14 protein-coding genes and 1 pseudogene are annotated in these 15,208 nt (G+C 62.5%); 9 read left to right on the top strand and 6 right to left on the bottom strand.

Annotation, left to right across the window (positions count from 1 at the left end):
* The first annotated feature begins 2 nt into the window (after window positions 1-2).
* The 4 genes from ACE3UG_RS04050 (at window position 3) to ACE3UG_RS04035 (ending at window position 4,954) form a co-directional block, all read left to right on the top strand.
* On the top strand, window positions 3-2,009 hold the full coding sequence (locus ACE3UG_RS04050) for a transglycosylase SLT domain-containing protein (protein ID WP_374620002.1): 2,007 nt from the start codon (window positions 3-5) through the stop codon (window positions 2,007-2,009).
* Between the two features lie 39 nt (window positions 2,010-2,048).
* Entirely contained in the window at window positions 2,049-2,999 is a 951-nt protein-coding gene (locus tag ACE3UG_RS04045) for a complex I NDUFA9 subunit family protein (protein ID WP_374619999.1), read from the top strand.
* 63 nt (window positions 3,000-3,062) lie between these two features.
* Complete coding sequence (locus tag ACE3UG_RS04040) at window positions 3,063-3,707, top strand: glutathione S-transferase family protein (protein WP_374619997.1); 645 nt, start codon at window positions 3,063-3,065, stop codon at window positions 3,705-3,707.
* Window positions 3,704-4,954, top strand: a complete 1,251-nt coding sequence (locus ACE3UG_RS04035; RefSeq protein ID WP_374619994.1) for a multifunctional CCA addition/repair protein — start codon at window positions 3,704-3,706, stop codon at window positions 4,952-4,954. Before ACE3UG_RS04040 ends, ACE3UG_RS04035 begins: the two co-directional genes overlap by 4 nt.
* A 174-nt stretch (window positions 4,955-5,128) precedes the next feature.
* On the opposite strand, the gene ACE3UG_RS04030 is transcribed toward ACE3UG_RS04035, so the two are convergent.
* The 3 genes from ACE3UG_RS04030 to ACE3UG_RS04020 all read right to left on the bottom strand — a co-directional run bounded on the left by ACE3UG_RS04030 (window position 5,129) and on the right by ACE3UG_RS04020 (window position 7,725).
* Window positions 5,129-6,031: a glutamate/aspartate ABC transporter substrate-binding protein gene (locus ACE3UG_RS04030; RefSeq protein ID WP_374619991.1), complete on the bottom strand. Its 903-nt coding sequence runs from the start codon at window positions 6,029-6,031 to the stop codon at window positions 5,129-5,131.
* A gap of 252 nt (window positions 6,032-6,283) precedes the next feature.
* On the bottom strand, window positions 6,284-6,478 hold the full coding sequence (locus ACE3UG_RS04025) for a DUF2905 domain-containing protein (RefSeq protein WP_374619988.1): 195 nt from the start codon (window positions 6,476-6,478) through the stop codon (window positions 6,284-6,286).
* Between the two features lie 32 nt (window positions 6,479-6,510).
* A complete protein-coding gene (locus ACE3UG_RS04020) occupies window positions 6,511-7,725 on the bottom strand; it encodes a class I SAM-dependent methyltransferase (RefSeq protein ID WP_374619986.1) in 1,215 nt (404 codons plus the stop codon).
* 259 nt (window positions 7,726-7,984) lie between these two features.
* Here ACE3UG_RS04020 and ACE3UG_RS04015 point away from each other — a divergent pair, with 259 nt between their 5' ends.
* The 5 genes from ACE3UG_RS04015 (at window position 7,985) to glmS (ending at window position 13,623) form a co-directional block, all read left to right on the top strand.
* Complete coding sequence (locus ACE3UG_RS04015) at window positions 7,985-8,827, top strand: SDR family oxidoreductase (RefSeq protein ID WP_374619983.1); 843 nt, start codon at window positions 7,985-7,987, stop codon at window positions 8,825-8,827.
* Between the two features lie 29 nt (window positions 8,828-8,856).
* Window positions 8,857-9,252: a dihydroneopterin aldolase gene (locus tag ACE3UG_RS04010; RefSeq protein ID WP_374619981.1), complete on the top strand. Its 396-nt coding sequence runs from the start codon at window positions 8,857-8,859 to the stop codon at window positions 9,250-9,252.
* Window position 9,253: 1 nt separating this feature from the next.
* Window positions 9,254-10,210: a tRNA 2-thiocytidine(32) synthetase TtcA gene (gene ttcA, locus ACE3UG_RS04005; RefSeq protein ID WP_374619978.1), complete on the top strand. Its 957-nt coding sequence runs from the start codon at window positions 9,254-9,256 to the stop codon at window positions 10,208-10,210.
* 111 nt (window positions 10,211-10,321) lie between these two features.
* Window positions 10,322-11,683: a bifunctional UDP-N-acetylglucosamine diphosphorylase/glucosamine-1-phosphate N-acetyltransferase GlmU gene (glmU, locus tag ACE3UG_RS04000; RefSeq protein ID WP_374619976.1), complete on the top strand. Its 1,362-nt coding sequence runs from the start codon at window positions 10,322-10,324 to the stop codon at window positions 11,681-11,683.
* A 110-nt stretch (window positions 11,684-11,793) separates the two neighbouring features.
* Window positions 11,794-13,623, top strand: coding sequence for a glutamine--fructose-6-phosphate transaminase (isomerizing) (gene glmS / locus ACE3UG_RS03995; protein WP_374619973.1), 1,830 nt, complete (start codon window positions 11,794-11,796; stop codon window positions 13,621-13,623).
* A gap of 434 nt (window positions 13,624-14,057) precedes the next feature.
* On the opposite strand, the gene ACE3UG_RS03990 is transcribed toward glmS, so the two are convergent.
* The 3 genes and pseudogenes from ACE3UG_RS03990 to ACE3UG_RS03980 form a co-directional block, all read right to left on the bottom strand.
* Window positions 14,058-14,492, bottom strand: coding sequence for an NTF2 fold immunity protein (locus ACE3UG_RS03990; protein WP_374619970.1), 435 nt, complete (start codon window positions 14,490-14,492; stop codon window positions 14,058-14,060).
* 12 nt (window positions 14,493-14,504) lie between these two features.
* The gene (locus tag ACE3UG_RS03985) at window positions 14,505-14,948 is read right to left on the bottom strand and encodes a DNA/RNA non-specific endonuclease (RefSeq protein ID WP_374620442.1); all 444 of its coding nucleotides are present in this window, start codon (window positions 14,946-14,948) and stop codon (window positions 14,505-14,507) included.
* Window positions 14,931-15,098 (bottom strand): annotated as a pseudogene (locus ACE3UG_RS03980) (RHS repeat-associated core domain-containing protein); the annotation flags it as partial. The gene ACE3UG_RS03985 and the pseudogene ACE3UG_RS03980, both read right to left, overlap by 18 nt.
* Window positions 15,099-15,208 lie beyond the last annotated feature (110 nt).

Genomic DNA, 15,208 nt, shown 5'->3' with positions numbered 1-15,208 from the left:
AGATGTCAGAACGTTTCACCCGAGTATATCGCGCCGCTGCGCTGGCCCTGACCGCTGCCGCGCTCGTCGCATGCAGCACGACGCAGGCGACCGGTCGTCCCAAGGCGCAATCGGCGGCAAGCCGCTCGGCGACGTCTGCCGACCTGCTTTCGCAACGCTCGCCCGACGACATCTTCGTGCAACTGCGCGAGGCCGCCCGCACCAACGATGCGCCGCGCGCCGCTGTGCTTGCCGCCATGCTCTCGGACTACGACGTGCCGTCGTACGTCCAGTACTTCCAGATCAAGCCGCGCATGTTCGACCGCTCGGGCAAGGCGCTCATCGATGCGCCCGACGACGATATCCGTGCTTTCTTGCGCACGTATGACGGCCAGGCGATTGCCGACCGGCTGCGTAACGACTGGCTGCTGGTGCTCGGCAAGCGCCATGACTGGCAGACGTTCGACGCGCAGTATCCGAAGTTCGTGCTCGACGACGACACACAGGTGAAGTGCTACTCGCTGATGTCGCGCGCTGCGCGCGGCGAGAACGTCACGCAGGCCGCGATCGACCTGCTGACCACGCCAAAGCACTACGGCGAGGGGTGCGTCGACATGATAAATACGCTGGCCGCGAGCGGCCAGTTGCCGCGCAAGGAAGTCTGGCATCAGATCCGTCTGGCCTACGAGGAAAACTACACTTCGCTCGGCAAGCAGATCGCCGATGCACTCGGCGCCGCCCGTCCGGATGACAGCCTGCTCGACATGGCGGCGACCCGTCCGGCGCAGATTCTCGCGCGCGGGGTGGATGGCTCGGAGGCATCGCGCGAGCTCGCGCTGCTGGCCGTCGTGCGCATGGCCCGCAGCGACGCCATGCTTGCCGCGAGCAGCTTCTCGTCGGTGGCGGGTAGTCTGTCGCGGGAGGAGCGGGCTATCGGCTGGGGCAGCATCGGCATGCGCGGCGCACTGTCGCAGAATCCGATGGCGATCACCTGGTACCGTCAGGCCGGTAACGCCAAGCTATCGAATACGGCGCAGGAATGGAAGATTCGTGCGGCGTTGCGCGCGGGCGACTGGAATCTCGTGCGTACAGGCATCGAAGCGATGCCTGCGACGTTACGCGAGAACGCCGTATGGACGTACTGGTACGGCCGCGCGTTGCGCGAAGCCGGGCAGGGTGACGCGGCGCGCGCGCAATTCCAGAAAATTGCCCTGCAACCGAATTTCTACGGGCAATTGGCGAACGAGGAACTGGGCAACAAGACGTCGTTGCCGCCGCGCACGACGGTCACCCAGGCGGAGGTCGATGCGAACCGCGCGAATCCCGGCTTCCAACGCGCTGCGAAGTTCTACGCGCTGGGCCTGCGTTTCGAGGGCAATCGGGAGTGGAACTGGGAATTGCGCAACATGACCGACCGTCAGTTGCTCGCAGCCGCCCAGTATGCCAATGGCATCGAACTGTTCGATCGCGTGGTCAACACGGCGGATCGCACGAAGGCCGAGCATGACTTTACGTTGCGCTACCTGATGCCGTTCCGCAGCAAGGTCGAACCCCTTGCCGCCGCCGTCGATCTGGACGAGGCGTGGGCGTATGGGCTGATTCGGCAGGAGTCGCGGTTCATCATCGATGCCCGCTCGTCGGCCGGGGCCGGCGGTCTGATGCAGATCATGCCGGCCACCGCGAAGATGGTCGCCAGGCGCATCGGTATGGATTACCACCCGGGCATGATGCACGACATCGATACCAATATTCGTCTGGGCACGAGTTATCTGTCGGATATCTACAATCGATTCGACGGCTCCGCGGTGCTCGCATCGGCCGGCTACAACGCTGGCCCGGGGCGTCCGCGCACGTGGCGCTCCACGCTGGAGCATCCGGTCGAGGGTGCGATCTTCGCCGAGACGATTCCGTTCAACGAGACACGCACCTATGTCGAGAACGTGTTGTCGAATACGACGTATTACGCGGCCCTGATCACGGGCCGTCCACAATCGCTCAAGGAGCGGCTCGGCGTAATCCTGCCCGAGTGACGGGACAGCGGTCCCACAGTCATGACGCGGAGGTGACGCATGCGCTATAACGTTTGTGTCGTCGGTGGCACCGGCTTCATCGGTAGCCATCTGGTGGCCCGGTTGGTGACGATGGGGCACGTCGTGCGCCTGCCAACGCGGCGTGTCGAGGCTGCCAAGGCGCTTGGCGTGCTGCCGGGCGTGGAGCTCGTCGAATGCGACGTGCACGATCCGCGCGCGCTGGAGCGCGTGATCGCGGGGAGCGACGCCGTCATCAATCTCGTCGGCATTTTGCACAGCGACCGAGGCATGCCTTACGGCCGCGCGTTCGCTCGCGCACACGTGGAATTGCCGCGCAAGATTGCACAGGCGTGCAGCGACCGGGGCGTCGACCGACTCATTCACATGAGCGCGCTGGGGGCCGATTCGAATGGCCCGAGCATGTACCAGCGCTCGAAGGGCGATGGCGAGAAGGCGATTCGCGAGACGGGGATTCCCGTCACGATCTTCCGCCCGTCGGTGGTGTTCGGACCGGGCGACCACTTCCTGAATACATTCGCGAAGCTGCAACGGCGCTTGCCCATTGTGCCGCTTGCGAGCGCCAAGGCGCGCTTTCAGCCCATTTACGTCATCGACGTCGCGCAGGCCTTCGCGGGCGCGATCGACAACGACGCCACCCTAGGCAAGACATACGAACTGGGGGGGCCGGAGGTGTATACGCTCGAGGCGCTCATGCGCTTTGCCGGGGCCGCGTGCGGCTGCGAGCGGCCGATCCTGTCGTTGCCCGACAGCACTGCGCGCCTGCAGGCGGCGCTCTTCGAGAAGCTGCCGGGTGAGCCGATCATCACGCGCGACAATCTCGACTCGATGCGTGTCGATAATGTCATGACCGGTCCGCTGGCGCCTGAACTTGGGCTTGTCCCGAATGGACTGGAAGTAGCCGTCGATTATCTCGACGGCGACAACTGGGAGCGTCGCCTGTCGGACTACCGGCGTTACGCGGGGCGCTGACGCCTCGCTTCCCCCATCAGGCACGCAACACCTCGATGTGTCGCGCACGCAAGGAATGTGTCTATGCAACTGATCATCGCCAACAAAAAATATTCGTCGTGGTCAATGCGCCCGTGGGTCGTGCTCAAGCACTTCGGCATTGCATTCGAGGAGCAGAATGTGCGGCTCGCGCAGCCCGACTCGCGCGAGCAGATCCTGCGCTATTCGCCGACCGGCAAAGTCCCGTGCCTGATCGACAACGGCATCACCGTCTGGGATTCGCTTGCCATCTGCGAATATCTGGCCGATAGCTATGCGCATCTTCCGCTGTGGCCGAAGTCGCGCGAGGCGCGGGCTCATGCCCGCAGCATCTGCGCGGAGATGCACAGCGGCTTTACGGCGCTGCGCACCCATATGTGGATGAACGTTGCCGCCCATTGGCCGGGCGCGGGCGTAACGCCCGAAGTGCTGGCCGATATCCGCCGCATCGAGGCCATCTGGGAAGATTGCCTCGGGCGTTATGACGGCCCCTTCCTGTTTGGCGACTTCACCATTGCCGACGCGTTCTACGCGCCTGTGGTGATGCGATTCGCGACGTTCGAGCCGGTGCTGTCGGCGCGCGCGCAGGCGTATGCCGACCGCATCCGCGAAGTGGCTGCCGTGCAGGCGTGGGTGGCGGCGGGACGCGGCGAGACCGAGAGCATCGCTTTCTACGAAGTGCGTCCATGAAGATTTACGCGGTCGGCGGCGCGATTCGCGACGCCATGCTGGGGCTGCCCGTCAAGGATCGAGACTACGTGGTGGTGGGCGCAACGCCCGAGCAAATGGTGCAGCAAGGCTTCAAGCCGGTGGGCCGTGACTTCCCGGTGTTCCTGCATCCCAAGACCCAGGCCGAGTATGCGCTGGCGCGCACCGAGCGCAAGACGGCACGCGGCTATCACGGATTTTCGTTCTACTTCGCACCGGAAGTCACGCTCGAGGAGGACCTTGTGCGGCGCGATTTCACCATCAACGCGATGGCGCGCGAGGTTCTGCCCGACAACAGCCTGTCGGACCTGCTGATCGATCCCTACGGCGGTAAGCGCGATCTCGACGCGCGACTGTTTCGTCATGTCGGTGAAGCCTTCGCGGAAGATCCGGTACGCATTCTCCGATGTGCACGGTTTGCCGCGCGGTTCACGGACTTTTCCGTGGCGCAGGAGACGCTCGGGCTCATGCGCGAGATGACTGCCAACGGTGAGGTCGATGCGCTGGTCGCCGAGCGGGTGTGGCAGGAGATTTCGCGGGGACTGATGGCGCAACAGCCGTCGCGCATGTTCGATGTCTTGCGCGCGTGCGGGGCACTCGATCGCATACTGCCCGAGGTGGCCCGGTTGTGGGGCGTGCCGCAGCGTGCCGACTTCCATCCCGAAGTGGATACCGGCGTGCATGTGATGATGGTGCTCGACTACGCGGCGAAGCAGGGCTATTCGTTACCGGTGCGTTTCGCGGCACTCACTCACGATCTCGGCAAAGGCACGACGCCGGACGCGATCCTGCCGCGTCACCTCGGGCACGAGGGGCGCAGCGTCGATTTGCTCGGGCCGATGTGTGCGCGTCTGCGCGTGCCGGTCGAGTGTCGTGAACTGGCGCAGGTCGTGGCGCGCGAGCATGGCAATATTCACGGGAGTCTGAAGTTCGGTGCGGCGGCCCTGGTGCGTCTGCTCGAGCGGTGCGACGCCTTGCGCAAGCCCGAGCGCTTCGTCGAAATTCTCCAGGCCTGCGAGTCCGACGCGCGCGGACGCGGCGGCGAATTCGCCACCGCCCCCTATCCGCAACGAGATCGGTTGATGGCGGCGCTCAGTGCGGCGCGCGGCATCGATGCAGGGGCTGTCGCGCGGCAATACGCGGACAATCCCACGAAGATTCGCGACGCCGTGCAGGCCGCAAGAATCGCTGCCGTCGAAGCGGCAGGGTTGCACGCCGCCGACGAGTGAGCCGCGCCGCTGGGCATACGCGCCGCCTGAACATCGCGCCGTCGACGAGGCCTTGCGAGAGGCGAGTGGAAGGACAAAGACCACCGCGACGGTGGTCTCTGCGTGGGAGCGATGTTGCCCGTGACGCGCACTGCGGATTGGCAATCGGCCCCGACGCGTGCCCGTGCGCACAGCTCAATCGAACGCCTTATCGTTCGGATGCGCGTAGAGCTGCTTGAGCTGTTCGCTCATGGGGAAGTTGAAGTTGATGTGCTTCGGCGGTACCGGCGACTCGAACCACTTCCTGTACATCGTATTGATCTCGCCGCTCGTCATCACGTGCGCGAGCGTGTCGTCGACCAGCTTCTTGAACTCGGTATCGCCATGTTTCATCATGAAGCCGTAGGCTTCGAACGATTGCGGCGTGCCGGTGACCACCCACTCGTCGGGGTTGCGACCCATCGTGCGCGCACCGGCGAGCAGTACGTCGTCCATCATGAACGCCTGCACGCGACCGCCCTGGAGCATGGTGAAGGATTCCCCATAGTCCTTGCCCGAGATCACGCTCATCTTCATCTGCTTCTCGTTGTTCATCTTGTTAAGAATGCGCTCCGACGTCGTGCCCGCGTTCGTCACGACCGGCTTTCCCGCCAGATCCGCGAAGTCCTTGATCCCCGATTGCCGGTTCACGAGCAGGCGCGTGCCCGCGACGAAGAACGTGTCCGAGAAGTCGACCTGCGTCTGACGCGCCTTCAGATTCGTCGTCACGCCGCACTCGATATCGACGGTGCCGTTCTGCACGAGTGCAATGCGGTTCTGCGAGGTGACAGGAATAAAGCGCACTTGCAGGTCGGGCTTCTTGAGGCGCGTCTTCACCGCGTCGACCACCTTGTTGCACAGGTCCTGCGAATAACCAATGACGTTGTGGTCGTTGTCGTAGTACGAGAACGGAATCGACGACTCGCGATGCCCGATCGTGATCACGCCGCTGCTCGCGATCTTCTGCAGCGTCTCCGATGCCGTCTGGGCCAGCGCCGCGCCCGCCATGACGCACATCGCCACACCCAGCATCGCCCCGGTCAATTGCCTCTTGTTCATGTCCGCTCCTGAAATGGTGCCGCCGTGATTCACGATTGAATCATTTGTTGCATATTAGTTTTTTTGCAACAAATGGTAAAATAGTTGTTAACCCTAGCGATGACAGTGCTCCGGCGTCGCGCAGGACGATCCGTCGGCGCAAATGGCCGAAGTGCGGCGCATTCGCAGGGGAGAGGCGGGCAAGCGGGAGCGGGTACGGGAGCGGAAGAGACGAACGCGGGTTGCAACAGACGTTGCGTTACCGGCGAGCGATTACAGCAAACGAATCAGCAGATTGAAGACGAGCGAGAGTACGACCGTCGAGGCGAACGGGAAGACCATCTCCCGACCGCGCCAGCGAATGCGCAGGTCGCCGGGCAATCGGCCGATGCCGAGTTTGGTGAGCCATGGCGAGGCCGCCGAGAGGATGCAGATCGCGATGAAGATCGTGAACATCCAGCGAAACATATCGGTGTGGCCTTGAGTTGAAGGAGAGGGGATCAGAGGGCGTGGCTGCGGTCGCCCGTGGCGAAGCCGAACAGGCCGGCCCACTCGTCCATGCCGCGTCCGAACGCGATGACCTTGAAAAGCTCACCCATTTCGGCCTCGGAGAGCAGCTTCTGCGCGGCGGCAGCCGCTGGCAGGAACGTTTTCGGATCGGTCGGATCGAGCGCGCTCATTAAATCGACGATGCCCGCATTCATCAGGAATCGCGCTTGCGAGGTGAAACCCAGCAGATCTAGCCCGGCTTCTACGCCCGCATCGGCAATCCCGGAAAACTCCACGTGCGCGGTGATGTCCTGCAGGCCCGGGTAATAGAAGGGGTCGTCGTGCGCGTGATGCCGGTAGTGGCACATCAACGTGCCCTGGGCGCGCTGCGGATGGTAGTACTCGCGCGACGGAAAGCCATAGTCGATGAGCAGCAGCACACCACGGGCGAGCAGCGGGGCGACGCTGCGCACGAATGCCGATGCCGCTTCGTGCGTCTCGGTCAGATATTCCTGTGTCGGCGGCAGATCGGCGAGGGCGTCGAGGGCCTGCGGCAGCGCACCGGCGTAGTCTCGTTCTTCCCACGCGAAGCCATCGCGCGTGAGCGTCACGCCGCGCTCGAACCAGACGGGCCGCCCCTGCTCGTCCGCACGGCGTGCCCACAGGCGGACTGGCATGGCGTCGAGCACCTCGTTGCCCAGCATCACGCCTTGGAAGGCGTCGGGCAACCGGTCTAGCCACGCGACACGATCGAGCAGATGCGGTGCGGCGCGCGCGATCGTGTCGCGCTGGCGCGCACGCAGCTCGCCGGAGAGTTCCATGATCGAGTAGCGCTCGCACGGCGTGCCTTCGGCGTCGAGGGCGAGCAGCAGGTCGGCCGCGAGACGCCCCGACCCTGCGCCAAACTCCAGCACTTGCGCGTCGTCCGTCTGCTCGAAGATCTCACCGAGTTGACGGGCCAGGGTGCGCGCGAAGAGCGGCGTGAGTTCCGGTGCCGTGACGAAATCGCTGCCGTCGGCGGCCAGACGCCCGAATTTGGCGGCGCCGGCGGCGTAGTAACCCAGGCCGGGCGCGTAAAGGGTCAGTTCCATGAAGCGATCGAACGGCAGCCAGCCGCCGGCCGCGTCGATGGCGTCGGCAAGATATGCCGTGAGGCGGCGCGAGTGTTCGAGCGCGTCCGGCTCCGGAACGGGTAAACTATGGGGTTTCGGTGCGGCCTGATTCATGCGGGCATTGTAACGGAGACAGTGCAGACTGGCTGTCATGATTGATACTGGCGTGTCTGCGAGCGAATTGGGGGTAATTTTCGCCGGATTTCGTCAATTTCATGCCGTTTGCGCGTGCTTTTCGCCGGTTCGTGCGAAGCACACCCTCGGATCGGGGCGACGCGCAGCGCTGTCCCACGCCGCCGCGTTGAGTGCCCGGGGACGGCCGTTGCCGCACGAAATTCATCGAACCAACCGCCTTCTGACAGGAATTCGCTGTATGACCGTTGCATCGACACCACGCCCCACGTCGGCCGAAGGCGACGTTGCCAGCACGTCCGGCATGCCGCGCGTGGCGCTGGTGACGGGGGGCGCGCGCCGGATTGGCCGCGCCATTGCCTTGCGGCTCGCGCGCCTGGGATGGGACGTCGCCGTTCATTACGAGCGTTCGCACGACGAGGCGCGCGAGACCGTGGCGGCCATCGAGGCGCTGGGGCGACGGGCCGTGGCGTTGCAGGCGTCGCTGGCCGACGAAGCCGCTACGGCGGGACTCGTTGCGCGATGCATCGCAGCGCTTGGCGTGCCGGTTTGTCTCGTGAACAATGCCTCGCGCTTCGAGTACGATAATGCCGACGATTTCGGCTACCAGGCGCTGGAGCGCCACATGCGCGTGAATGCGGGTGCACCGCTCGTGCTTGCGCGCGAGATGCACGCGGCGTTGGGCGAGACGGAGCGCGGCGTCGTCGTCAATCTGCTGGATCAGAAGCTCGCGAATCCGAACCCCGATTACCTGTCGTACACGTTGTCGAAGGCGGCGCTGGAGGTGGCAACGACGTTGCTTGCCCAAGCGTTTGCACCGCGCTTGCGCGTGGTGGGCGTGGCGCCGGGGGTAACCCTGCTGTCGGTCGATCAGACGCCGGCGGGGTTTGCAGCGGCGCACGCTTCCACCCCGTTGGGCGCGTCGTCGACACCGGAGGACATTGCTCAGGCCGTGGCGTACCTGGCTGAGGCGTCTGCGGTGACCGGCACGGTGCTGTATGTCGATGGCGGGCAGCATCTCGCGCGTTCGTCGCGCGACGTGAAATTTCTGACCGAGCCGGCCGATGCCGACCGGTCTCGTTGATTGTCAGATGGTCATTAAGAGTTTTCAAAATGCATAGCGCCCTTTCCCACCCTCGCCTGATGGACTGCCGTCGCATGTTCCTGCGCGACTATGAAGTGTTCATCAACATCGGCGTGCACGAATACGAGAAGCGTGGCGAGCAGCGCGTGCTGATCAATGTGCAATTGTTTGTGCCGCTTGCCGACAGTACGCCCGTGTCGGACAAGCTCGACGAGGTGGTCGACTACGACTTCATGCGCGAGACCATTGCCAAGCGGGTCGGGCAGGGCCACATCCACCTTCAGGAAACCCTGTGCGACGATGTGGCGAGCGCGCTGCTCGCGCATCCGCGTGTGCGTGCGGTGGGCGTGTCGACCGAGAAGCCCGACGTCTATCCCGATTGCCACTCGGTCGGCATCGAAGTATTCAAGATGAAGGACGCCTGACATGAGTGCCGTCATGCCTGAGACCGGTGCGGCCTTTGCTGCGCCCGCAAACGTTGCCGCCGATAGTGTGAAGAAGGCGCAGAAGCTCGCGTTCGAGAACAACAAGCTCGAGAAGCGGTTGTTCCGTTTGACGGGGCAGGCCATTGGCGACTACAACATGATCGAGCACGGCGACCGTGTCATGGTGTGCATGTCCGGCGGCAAGGACAGCTACGCCATGCTCGACATTCTGCTCAAGCTGCGCGAGCGCGCGCCGATCGATTTTTCCATCGTCGCGGTCAACCTCGACCAGAAGCAGCCGGGATTCCCTGAGCATGTGCTGCCCGATTACTTCCGTTCGCTCGGCGTGGAATTCCACATCGAGAATCAGGACACGTATTCCATTGTCAAGCGCGTGGTGCCCGAGGGCAAGACCACGTGTTCGCTCTGCTCGCGTCTGCGTCGCGGCATTCTTTACCGCGTGGCGGGCGAACTCGGCGCGACCAAGGTCGCGCTGGGCCACCATCGAGACGACATCATCGAGACCGTCTTCCTGAACCTGTTCTATGGCGGCAAGCTCAAGGGCATGCCGCCGAAGTTGCAGTCGGATGACGGCAAGAACGTGGTGATTCGTCCGCTTGCTTACGTGCGGGAATCGGATCTGGAGCGGTACGCTGAGTACAAGCAGTTTCCGATCATTCCGTGCACGCTGTGCGGCAGCCAGCCGAACTTGAAGCGTGCCGAGATGAAGGCGCTGATTCGTCAGTGGGAGAAGCAGCACCCTGGGCGCATCAAGTCGATTTTCAGTGCGCTGTCGAATGTTGTGCCGTCCCATCTGATGGATACGGGGATTCACGATTTCAAGAATTTGCGTGCGACGGGGCAACCCGATCCGCTCGGGGATATCGCGTTCGACGAGGCGCCGTGCGCCGACGACAACGACGCGGGCATCATCCGCATTGCGCAATTCGACGACTGATCGCGCTTGTCCGCGCCCACTGATGCGACCGCTGACGCGACCTGCCGAACGCCACGGTAGCGTCGCATGACCCCGAACCATGTATTTCCACTTTCAAATCGTCACGACGCCATGAATATTGTGATTCTCGCTGCTGGTATGGGAAAGCGCATGCGCTCGAAGTTGCCCAAAGTGCTGCAGCCGCTGGCTGGCCGGCCACTGCTGTCGCATGTGATTGCGACTGCGCGCAAGCTCACGCCGGGCAAGCTCATCGTGGTGATCGGACACGGCGGCGATGCTGTGCGCGAGGCGGTCGCCGGTGACGGCGTGTATTTCGCCGAGCAGGCGCAGCAATTGGGGACCGGACATGCTGTGCAGCAGGCGGTGTCGCTGCTCGACGAATCGGTACCGACGCTGGTGCTTTACGGCGACGTGCCGCTCACCCGCGCCGAGACGTTGCAGACGCTGCTCAACGCGGCGGGTGACGACAAGCTGGGCGTGCTCACGGTCGATCTGGACAACCCGGCCGGTTATGGCCGGATCGTGCGCGACGCGGCGGGCAAGGTGTTGCGCATCGTCGAGCAGAAGGACGCCAACGAGGCGGAGTTGGCCATTCGCGAAATCAACACCGGCATTGTCGTGGCGCCGACACGCGCGCTCAAAGGCTGGCTGGCGGGTCTGAAGAATCAGAATGCGCAGGGCGAGTACTACCTTACCGACGTGATCGCTTGCGCGGTCGCGGCGGATGTGCCGGTCGTCACTACGCAGCCGGCGTTCGCGTGGGAGCCCAATGGCGTAAACGACAAGGCGCAGCTTGCCGAGCTGGAGCGCGATTACCAGCGCAATGCGGCGGGTGCATTGCTTGCGGCGGGCGTAACGCTGATCGATCCTGCGCGCTTCGACGTGCGTGGCGAGATTGCGTGCGGCACGGACGTCAGCATCGATGTGAATTGCATCTTCGAGGGCAAGGTGACGATAGGCGATGGTGCGACCATCGGTCCGAACTGTGTGATTCGCAACAGCACCATTGGCGCGGGGACGCGCATCGAGGCGTTCAGTCATCTGGACGGTGCGGTGGTGGGCGCCGATGCGCACATCGGGCCGTATGCGCGTCTGCGTCCGGGGGCCGATCTGGCCGACGAGGTGCACATCGGCAACTTCGTGGAAGTGAAGAATGCGTCGCTCGCGAGGGGTTCGAAGGCGAACCATCTGGCCTATGTCGGCGACTCGACCGTGGGTGCGCGGGTCAATATCGGCGCGGGCACCATTACGTGCAATTACGATGGGGCGAACAAGCATCGCACGGTGATCGAGGACGACGTCTTCATCGGTTCGGACACGCAGCTCGTGGCGCCGGTGACGGTGCGTCGCGGCACGACGATCGCTGCGGGCACGACCGTGTGGAAGGACACGCCGGAAGATGCACTGGTGCTCAATGGCAAGACGCAGGAAGCGAAGACGGGTTACGTTCGTCCGCGCAAGCAGAAGCAGTAGAATCGGCGGTTATGGATCGGCGTACGACGCGAGCGTGTGCGCCGGAGAGTCAAAAAACGGGTTGAATCCGATCGAATGCGCCAGGGTCTCTGGCACTAAGGGAAGCGAATATGTGCGGCATTGTTGGCGCGGTAGCGCGTCGTAATGTAGTACCGGTGTTGGTCGAGGGGTTGCGTCGTTTGGAGTATCGCGGCTACGACTCATGCGGTGTCGCGGTGTTGAAGGATGGCGTGCCGCAGCGTGCCCGCAGTGTCTCGCGCGTGGCGGATCTTGACGAGCAGCTTGCGCAAACGCACCTGAGCGGCGAGACGGGGATTGCCCACACCCGCTGGGCGACGCATGGCGCGCCGATCACGGACAATGCGCATCCGATCTTCTCGCGCGACGAGGTGGCGTTGGTTCACAACGGCATCATTGAGAATCACGAGGGCTTGCGTGACGAGCTGCGTGGTTTGGGCTACGCGTTTGTGTCGCAGACCGACACGGAAGTCATTGCGCACCTCGTGCATCATCTGCTCTCGAACGGTGCGGCGGGCGATCTGTTTCAGGCGGTGCGTCTGGCGACGCGGCGTCTGAAGGGGGCCTATGCGATTGCCGTGTTCCGCAAGCAGGAGCCGCACTGCGTGGTGGGCGCGCGTGCCGGGTCGCCGCTGGTCGTGGGGGTGGGCGAGGGGGAGAACTTCCTCGCGTCGGACGCGCTGGCGCTTGCGGGCACGACCGATCAGTTCATCTATCTGGAAGAGGGCGATGTCGTTGAACTCACGCTTGAGGGCGTGAAGATCGTGGATCGCAACGACGTGGCCGTCGAGCGCGAAGTGCGCACGGTGCAGGCCTATACGGGGGCGGTGGAGCTTGGTCCGTATCGGCATTACATGCAGAAGGAGATCTTCGAGCAGCCGCGTGCGATTGGCGACACCATGGAAGGGGTGGAAGGCATTTCGCCGACGCTTTTCGGCGAGAAGGCGGAAGCGGTGTTGAGCAACGTCGATTCGATTCTGATTTTGGCGTGTGGCACGAGCTACTACTCGGGCATGACGGCCAAGTACTGGCTGGAATCGCTGGCACAGATTCCGACGCAAGTGGAAGTGGCGAGCGAGTATCGGTATCGCGACAGCGTGCCGAATCCGAGAACGCTGGTGGTGACGATTTCGCAGTCGGGCGAGACGGCCGACACGATGGCGGCGCTGCAACATGCGCAATCGCTGGGCATGACGAACACGCTCGCGATTTGCAACGTGGGCACGAGCGCGATGGTGCGTCAGACGGCGCTGCACTATTTGACGCGTGCGGGAACGGAAATCGGTGTGGCGTCGACGAAGGCGTTCACGACGCAGTTGACGGCGCTATTCTTGTTGACGTTGACGATTGCGAAGCTGCGCGGTCGGCTTACGGCGGCACAGGAGGCGGACTATCTGGCGCAATTGCGGCACTTGCCGGCGGCGTTGCATAGTGTGTTGGCGCTGGAGCCGCAGATCATTGCGTGGGCGGAGGAGTTTGCTCGTCGGGAGAATGCGTTGTTCCTTGGACGGGGCTTGCATTACCCGATTGCGCTGGAAGGCGCGCTCAAGCTCAAGGAGATCTCGTACATTCATGCCGAGGCATATCCGGCGGGCGAACTGAAGCATGGTCCGCTTGCGCTGGTGACGGAAGAGATGCCGGTGGTGACGGTGGCGCCGCATGACGCATTGGTCGAGAAGCTGAAGTCGAACATGCAGGAAGTGCGCGCGCGTGGCGGCCAGTTGTACGTTTTCGCAGACGCGGACACGCATATCTCGAACGCCGAGGGCATTCATGTGATTCGCATGCCGGAGCACTACGGTCAGCTGTCGCCGATTCTGCACGTCGTGCCGCTGCAGTTGCTCGCCTATCACACGGCCTGTGCCCGTGGTACCGATGTCGACAAGCCGCGTAATCTGGCCAAGTCAGTGACGGTGGAGTAAGGCGGGAGGGGCGGGGGCGGTACTCCGTCTGAAGAAGCCAATAGATGCGCATTGAATGTCGCGCCGCATCAGCTAAATGCGTCGCGGTCTCTCCTCTCGGAAAGACTTGCACTACAAGGCCAACGAGCAATTCTGCCGTTGGCCTTTTTTATGGCTTATCGCCGTGAGCTTTTCCGTCGCGGATCATCTCCGCTTGCGCTCCGGCGCCGTCAATACTTCCATCACTTCTTGCTTCTTGTCCTATCCGTAATTTTACGTGGCTGACGGAGTCCGGTGATTCAAGGGGCTGTTCCACCGACAAAGTCGGATTCCTCCTCAACATATCTCGACCGAATGCGGCATCAGTATTCATTCCGTTGATCAACGACTCGTTGGCTAATCGGAACTGTAGTGCGTCGCTCGCAAAGAGCTTGTCCTCGGGCTCTCGACTCGCATCAGATGGAATGCTGCTTCTCCCACTTACCGATGCTGTCGCGCCAGGCATATACCGCGTCGATCTTCGGTTCATCATCTTCTATGACGAGAGCGTAGCGTCGACGTGGGGTAATGTCCTTCTCGTTCAGCGTTTCTACATATACCTTCTTTCCAGAACGAATCTCGGTGTCTTCCAGCACCTGCTGCGCAAACACTGGGGGACGGCCCGTTCCCATTGTGTCGAGACGAGCTTTTGCCTCCGTAGCTAAGGCCGATTTACTTAGGTGCTCCTTGAATATTTTCAGAAGCTTAGCTTTATTACCCTGAATCATTTTCTCTCGAAAAACGGCATCTTTCGGCCGCTCTCTTTGCTGCGCACGTCTTTGCACGTCAAACGTGGTTTCCCACTCCAACATGTCTGCAACGAATTCCCGCAATCGAGCAACTGGCGTCACTTTTATTCCTCTTTAAGGACATGTACAAGGGCAAGGATTTTCAAACGTTCGGGATCGCGTTACACCATTCACCCTAGCTTGATAAAGGACCGAATCAGGCCTCGTTGAACCGAGCCCATATTGCGGCACTACCCGAACAATGACGTTGTTGCCGCGCGTCACTTGGTTCGCGATGCCAGCCTCGAAATCCCTGAACTCACCGCGATTGGTACTCGGATCTTGTGGAAAGACTTCTTTAACGCCACCAAGACCGCCAAGGTTGCGCGCAATCGGGTGCCCTGCGTCGTCGCTAGCACACCCAAAAGTTCGCGCTGCAGCTCGTGAACTTGCATTGGTTGTGGTACCAGTGCCCAGATTCTCGGGACGAAATTTCGCAGTAGCGCTCTTTAGTGTGCCGTTGTCGTTGTATCGATATTTTGTGAGCGGGTTTGAGTCCCAGAGGCCAAGAGGGTCAATCCATTCGACTGGGTTCGGCCTATACTGGTAGACGTTGACGCCACCCGCCAGCCCAATCGGATCCTTCGAGACGAACCGTCCCGAGTTGGGATCGTAATACCGATGCCGGTTATAGTGCAGCCCCGACTCATCAGGTAATGCCCCCTGAAATCCACCGCTGGGAGAAGTAGAATTTTCTCGTTAAGAGGGAGTTCTGCAGATGAAGAAGTCAAGATTCACGGACAGCCAGATATTGGAGGCGCTCAAGCGCGCGGAGGCTG

It is taken from the genome of Pandoraea sp. (assembly GCF_041919235.1).
Lineage (GTDB): Bacteria > Pseudomonadota > Gammaproteobacteria > Burkholderiales > Burkholderiaceae > Pandoraea.
The sequence above is the reverse complement of the archived record's forward strand: the minus strand, read 5'-3'. Positions and strand labels throughout refer to the sequence as shown.

Coding starts and splice junctions, on each gene's coding strand:
- ACE3UG_RS04050 (WP_374620002.1), top strand. CDS start 3: ATGTCAGAACGTTTCACCCGAGTATATCGCGCCGCTGCGCTGGCCCTG.
- ACE3UG_RS04045 (WP_374619999.1), top strand. CDS start 2,049: ATGCGCTATAACGTTTGTGTCGTCGGTGGCACCGGCTTCATCGGTAGC.
- ACE3UG_RS04040 (WP_374619997.1), top strand. CDS start 3,063: ATGCAACTGATCATCGCCAACAAAAAATATTCGTCGTGGTCAATGCGC.
- ACE3UG_RS04035 (WP_374619994.1), top strand. CDS start 3,704: ATGAAGATTTACGCGGTCGGCGGCGCGATTCGCGACGCCATGCTGGGG.
- ACE3UG_RS04030 (WP_374619991.1), bottom strand. CDS start 6,031: ATGAACAAGAGGCAATTGACCGGGGCGATGCTGGGTGTGGCGATGTGC.
- ACE3UG_RS04025 (WP_374619988.1), bottom strand. CDS start 6,478: ATGTTTCGCTGGATGTTCACGATCTTCATCGCGATCTGCATCCTCTCG.
- ACE3UG_RS04020 (WP_374619986.1), bottom strand. CDS start 7,725: ATGAATCAGGCCGCACCGAAACCCCATAGTTTACCCGTTCCGGAGCCG.
- ACE3UG_RS04015 (WP_374619983.1), top strand. CDS start 7,985: ATGACCGTTGCATCGACACCACGCCCCACGTCGGCCGAAGGCGACGTT.
- ACE3UG_RS04010 (WP_374619981.1), top strand. CDS start 8,857: ATGCATAGCGCCCTTTCCCACCCTCGCCTGATGGACTGCCGTCGCATG.
- ttcA (WP_374619978.1), top strand. CDS start 9,254: ATGAGTGCCGTCATGCCTGAGACCGGTGCGGCCTTTGCTGCGCCCGCA.
- glmU (WP_374619976.1), top strand. CDS start 10,322: ATGAATATTGTGATTCTCGCTGCTGGTATGGGAAAGCGCATGCGCTCG.
- glmS (WP_374619973.1), top strand. CDS start 11,794: ATGTGCGGCATTGTTGGCGCGGTAGCGCGTCGTAATGTAGTACCGGTG.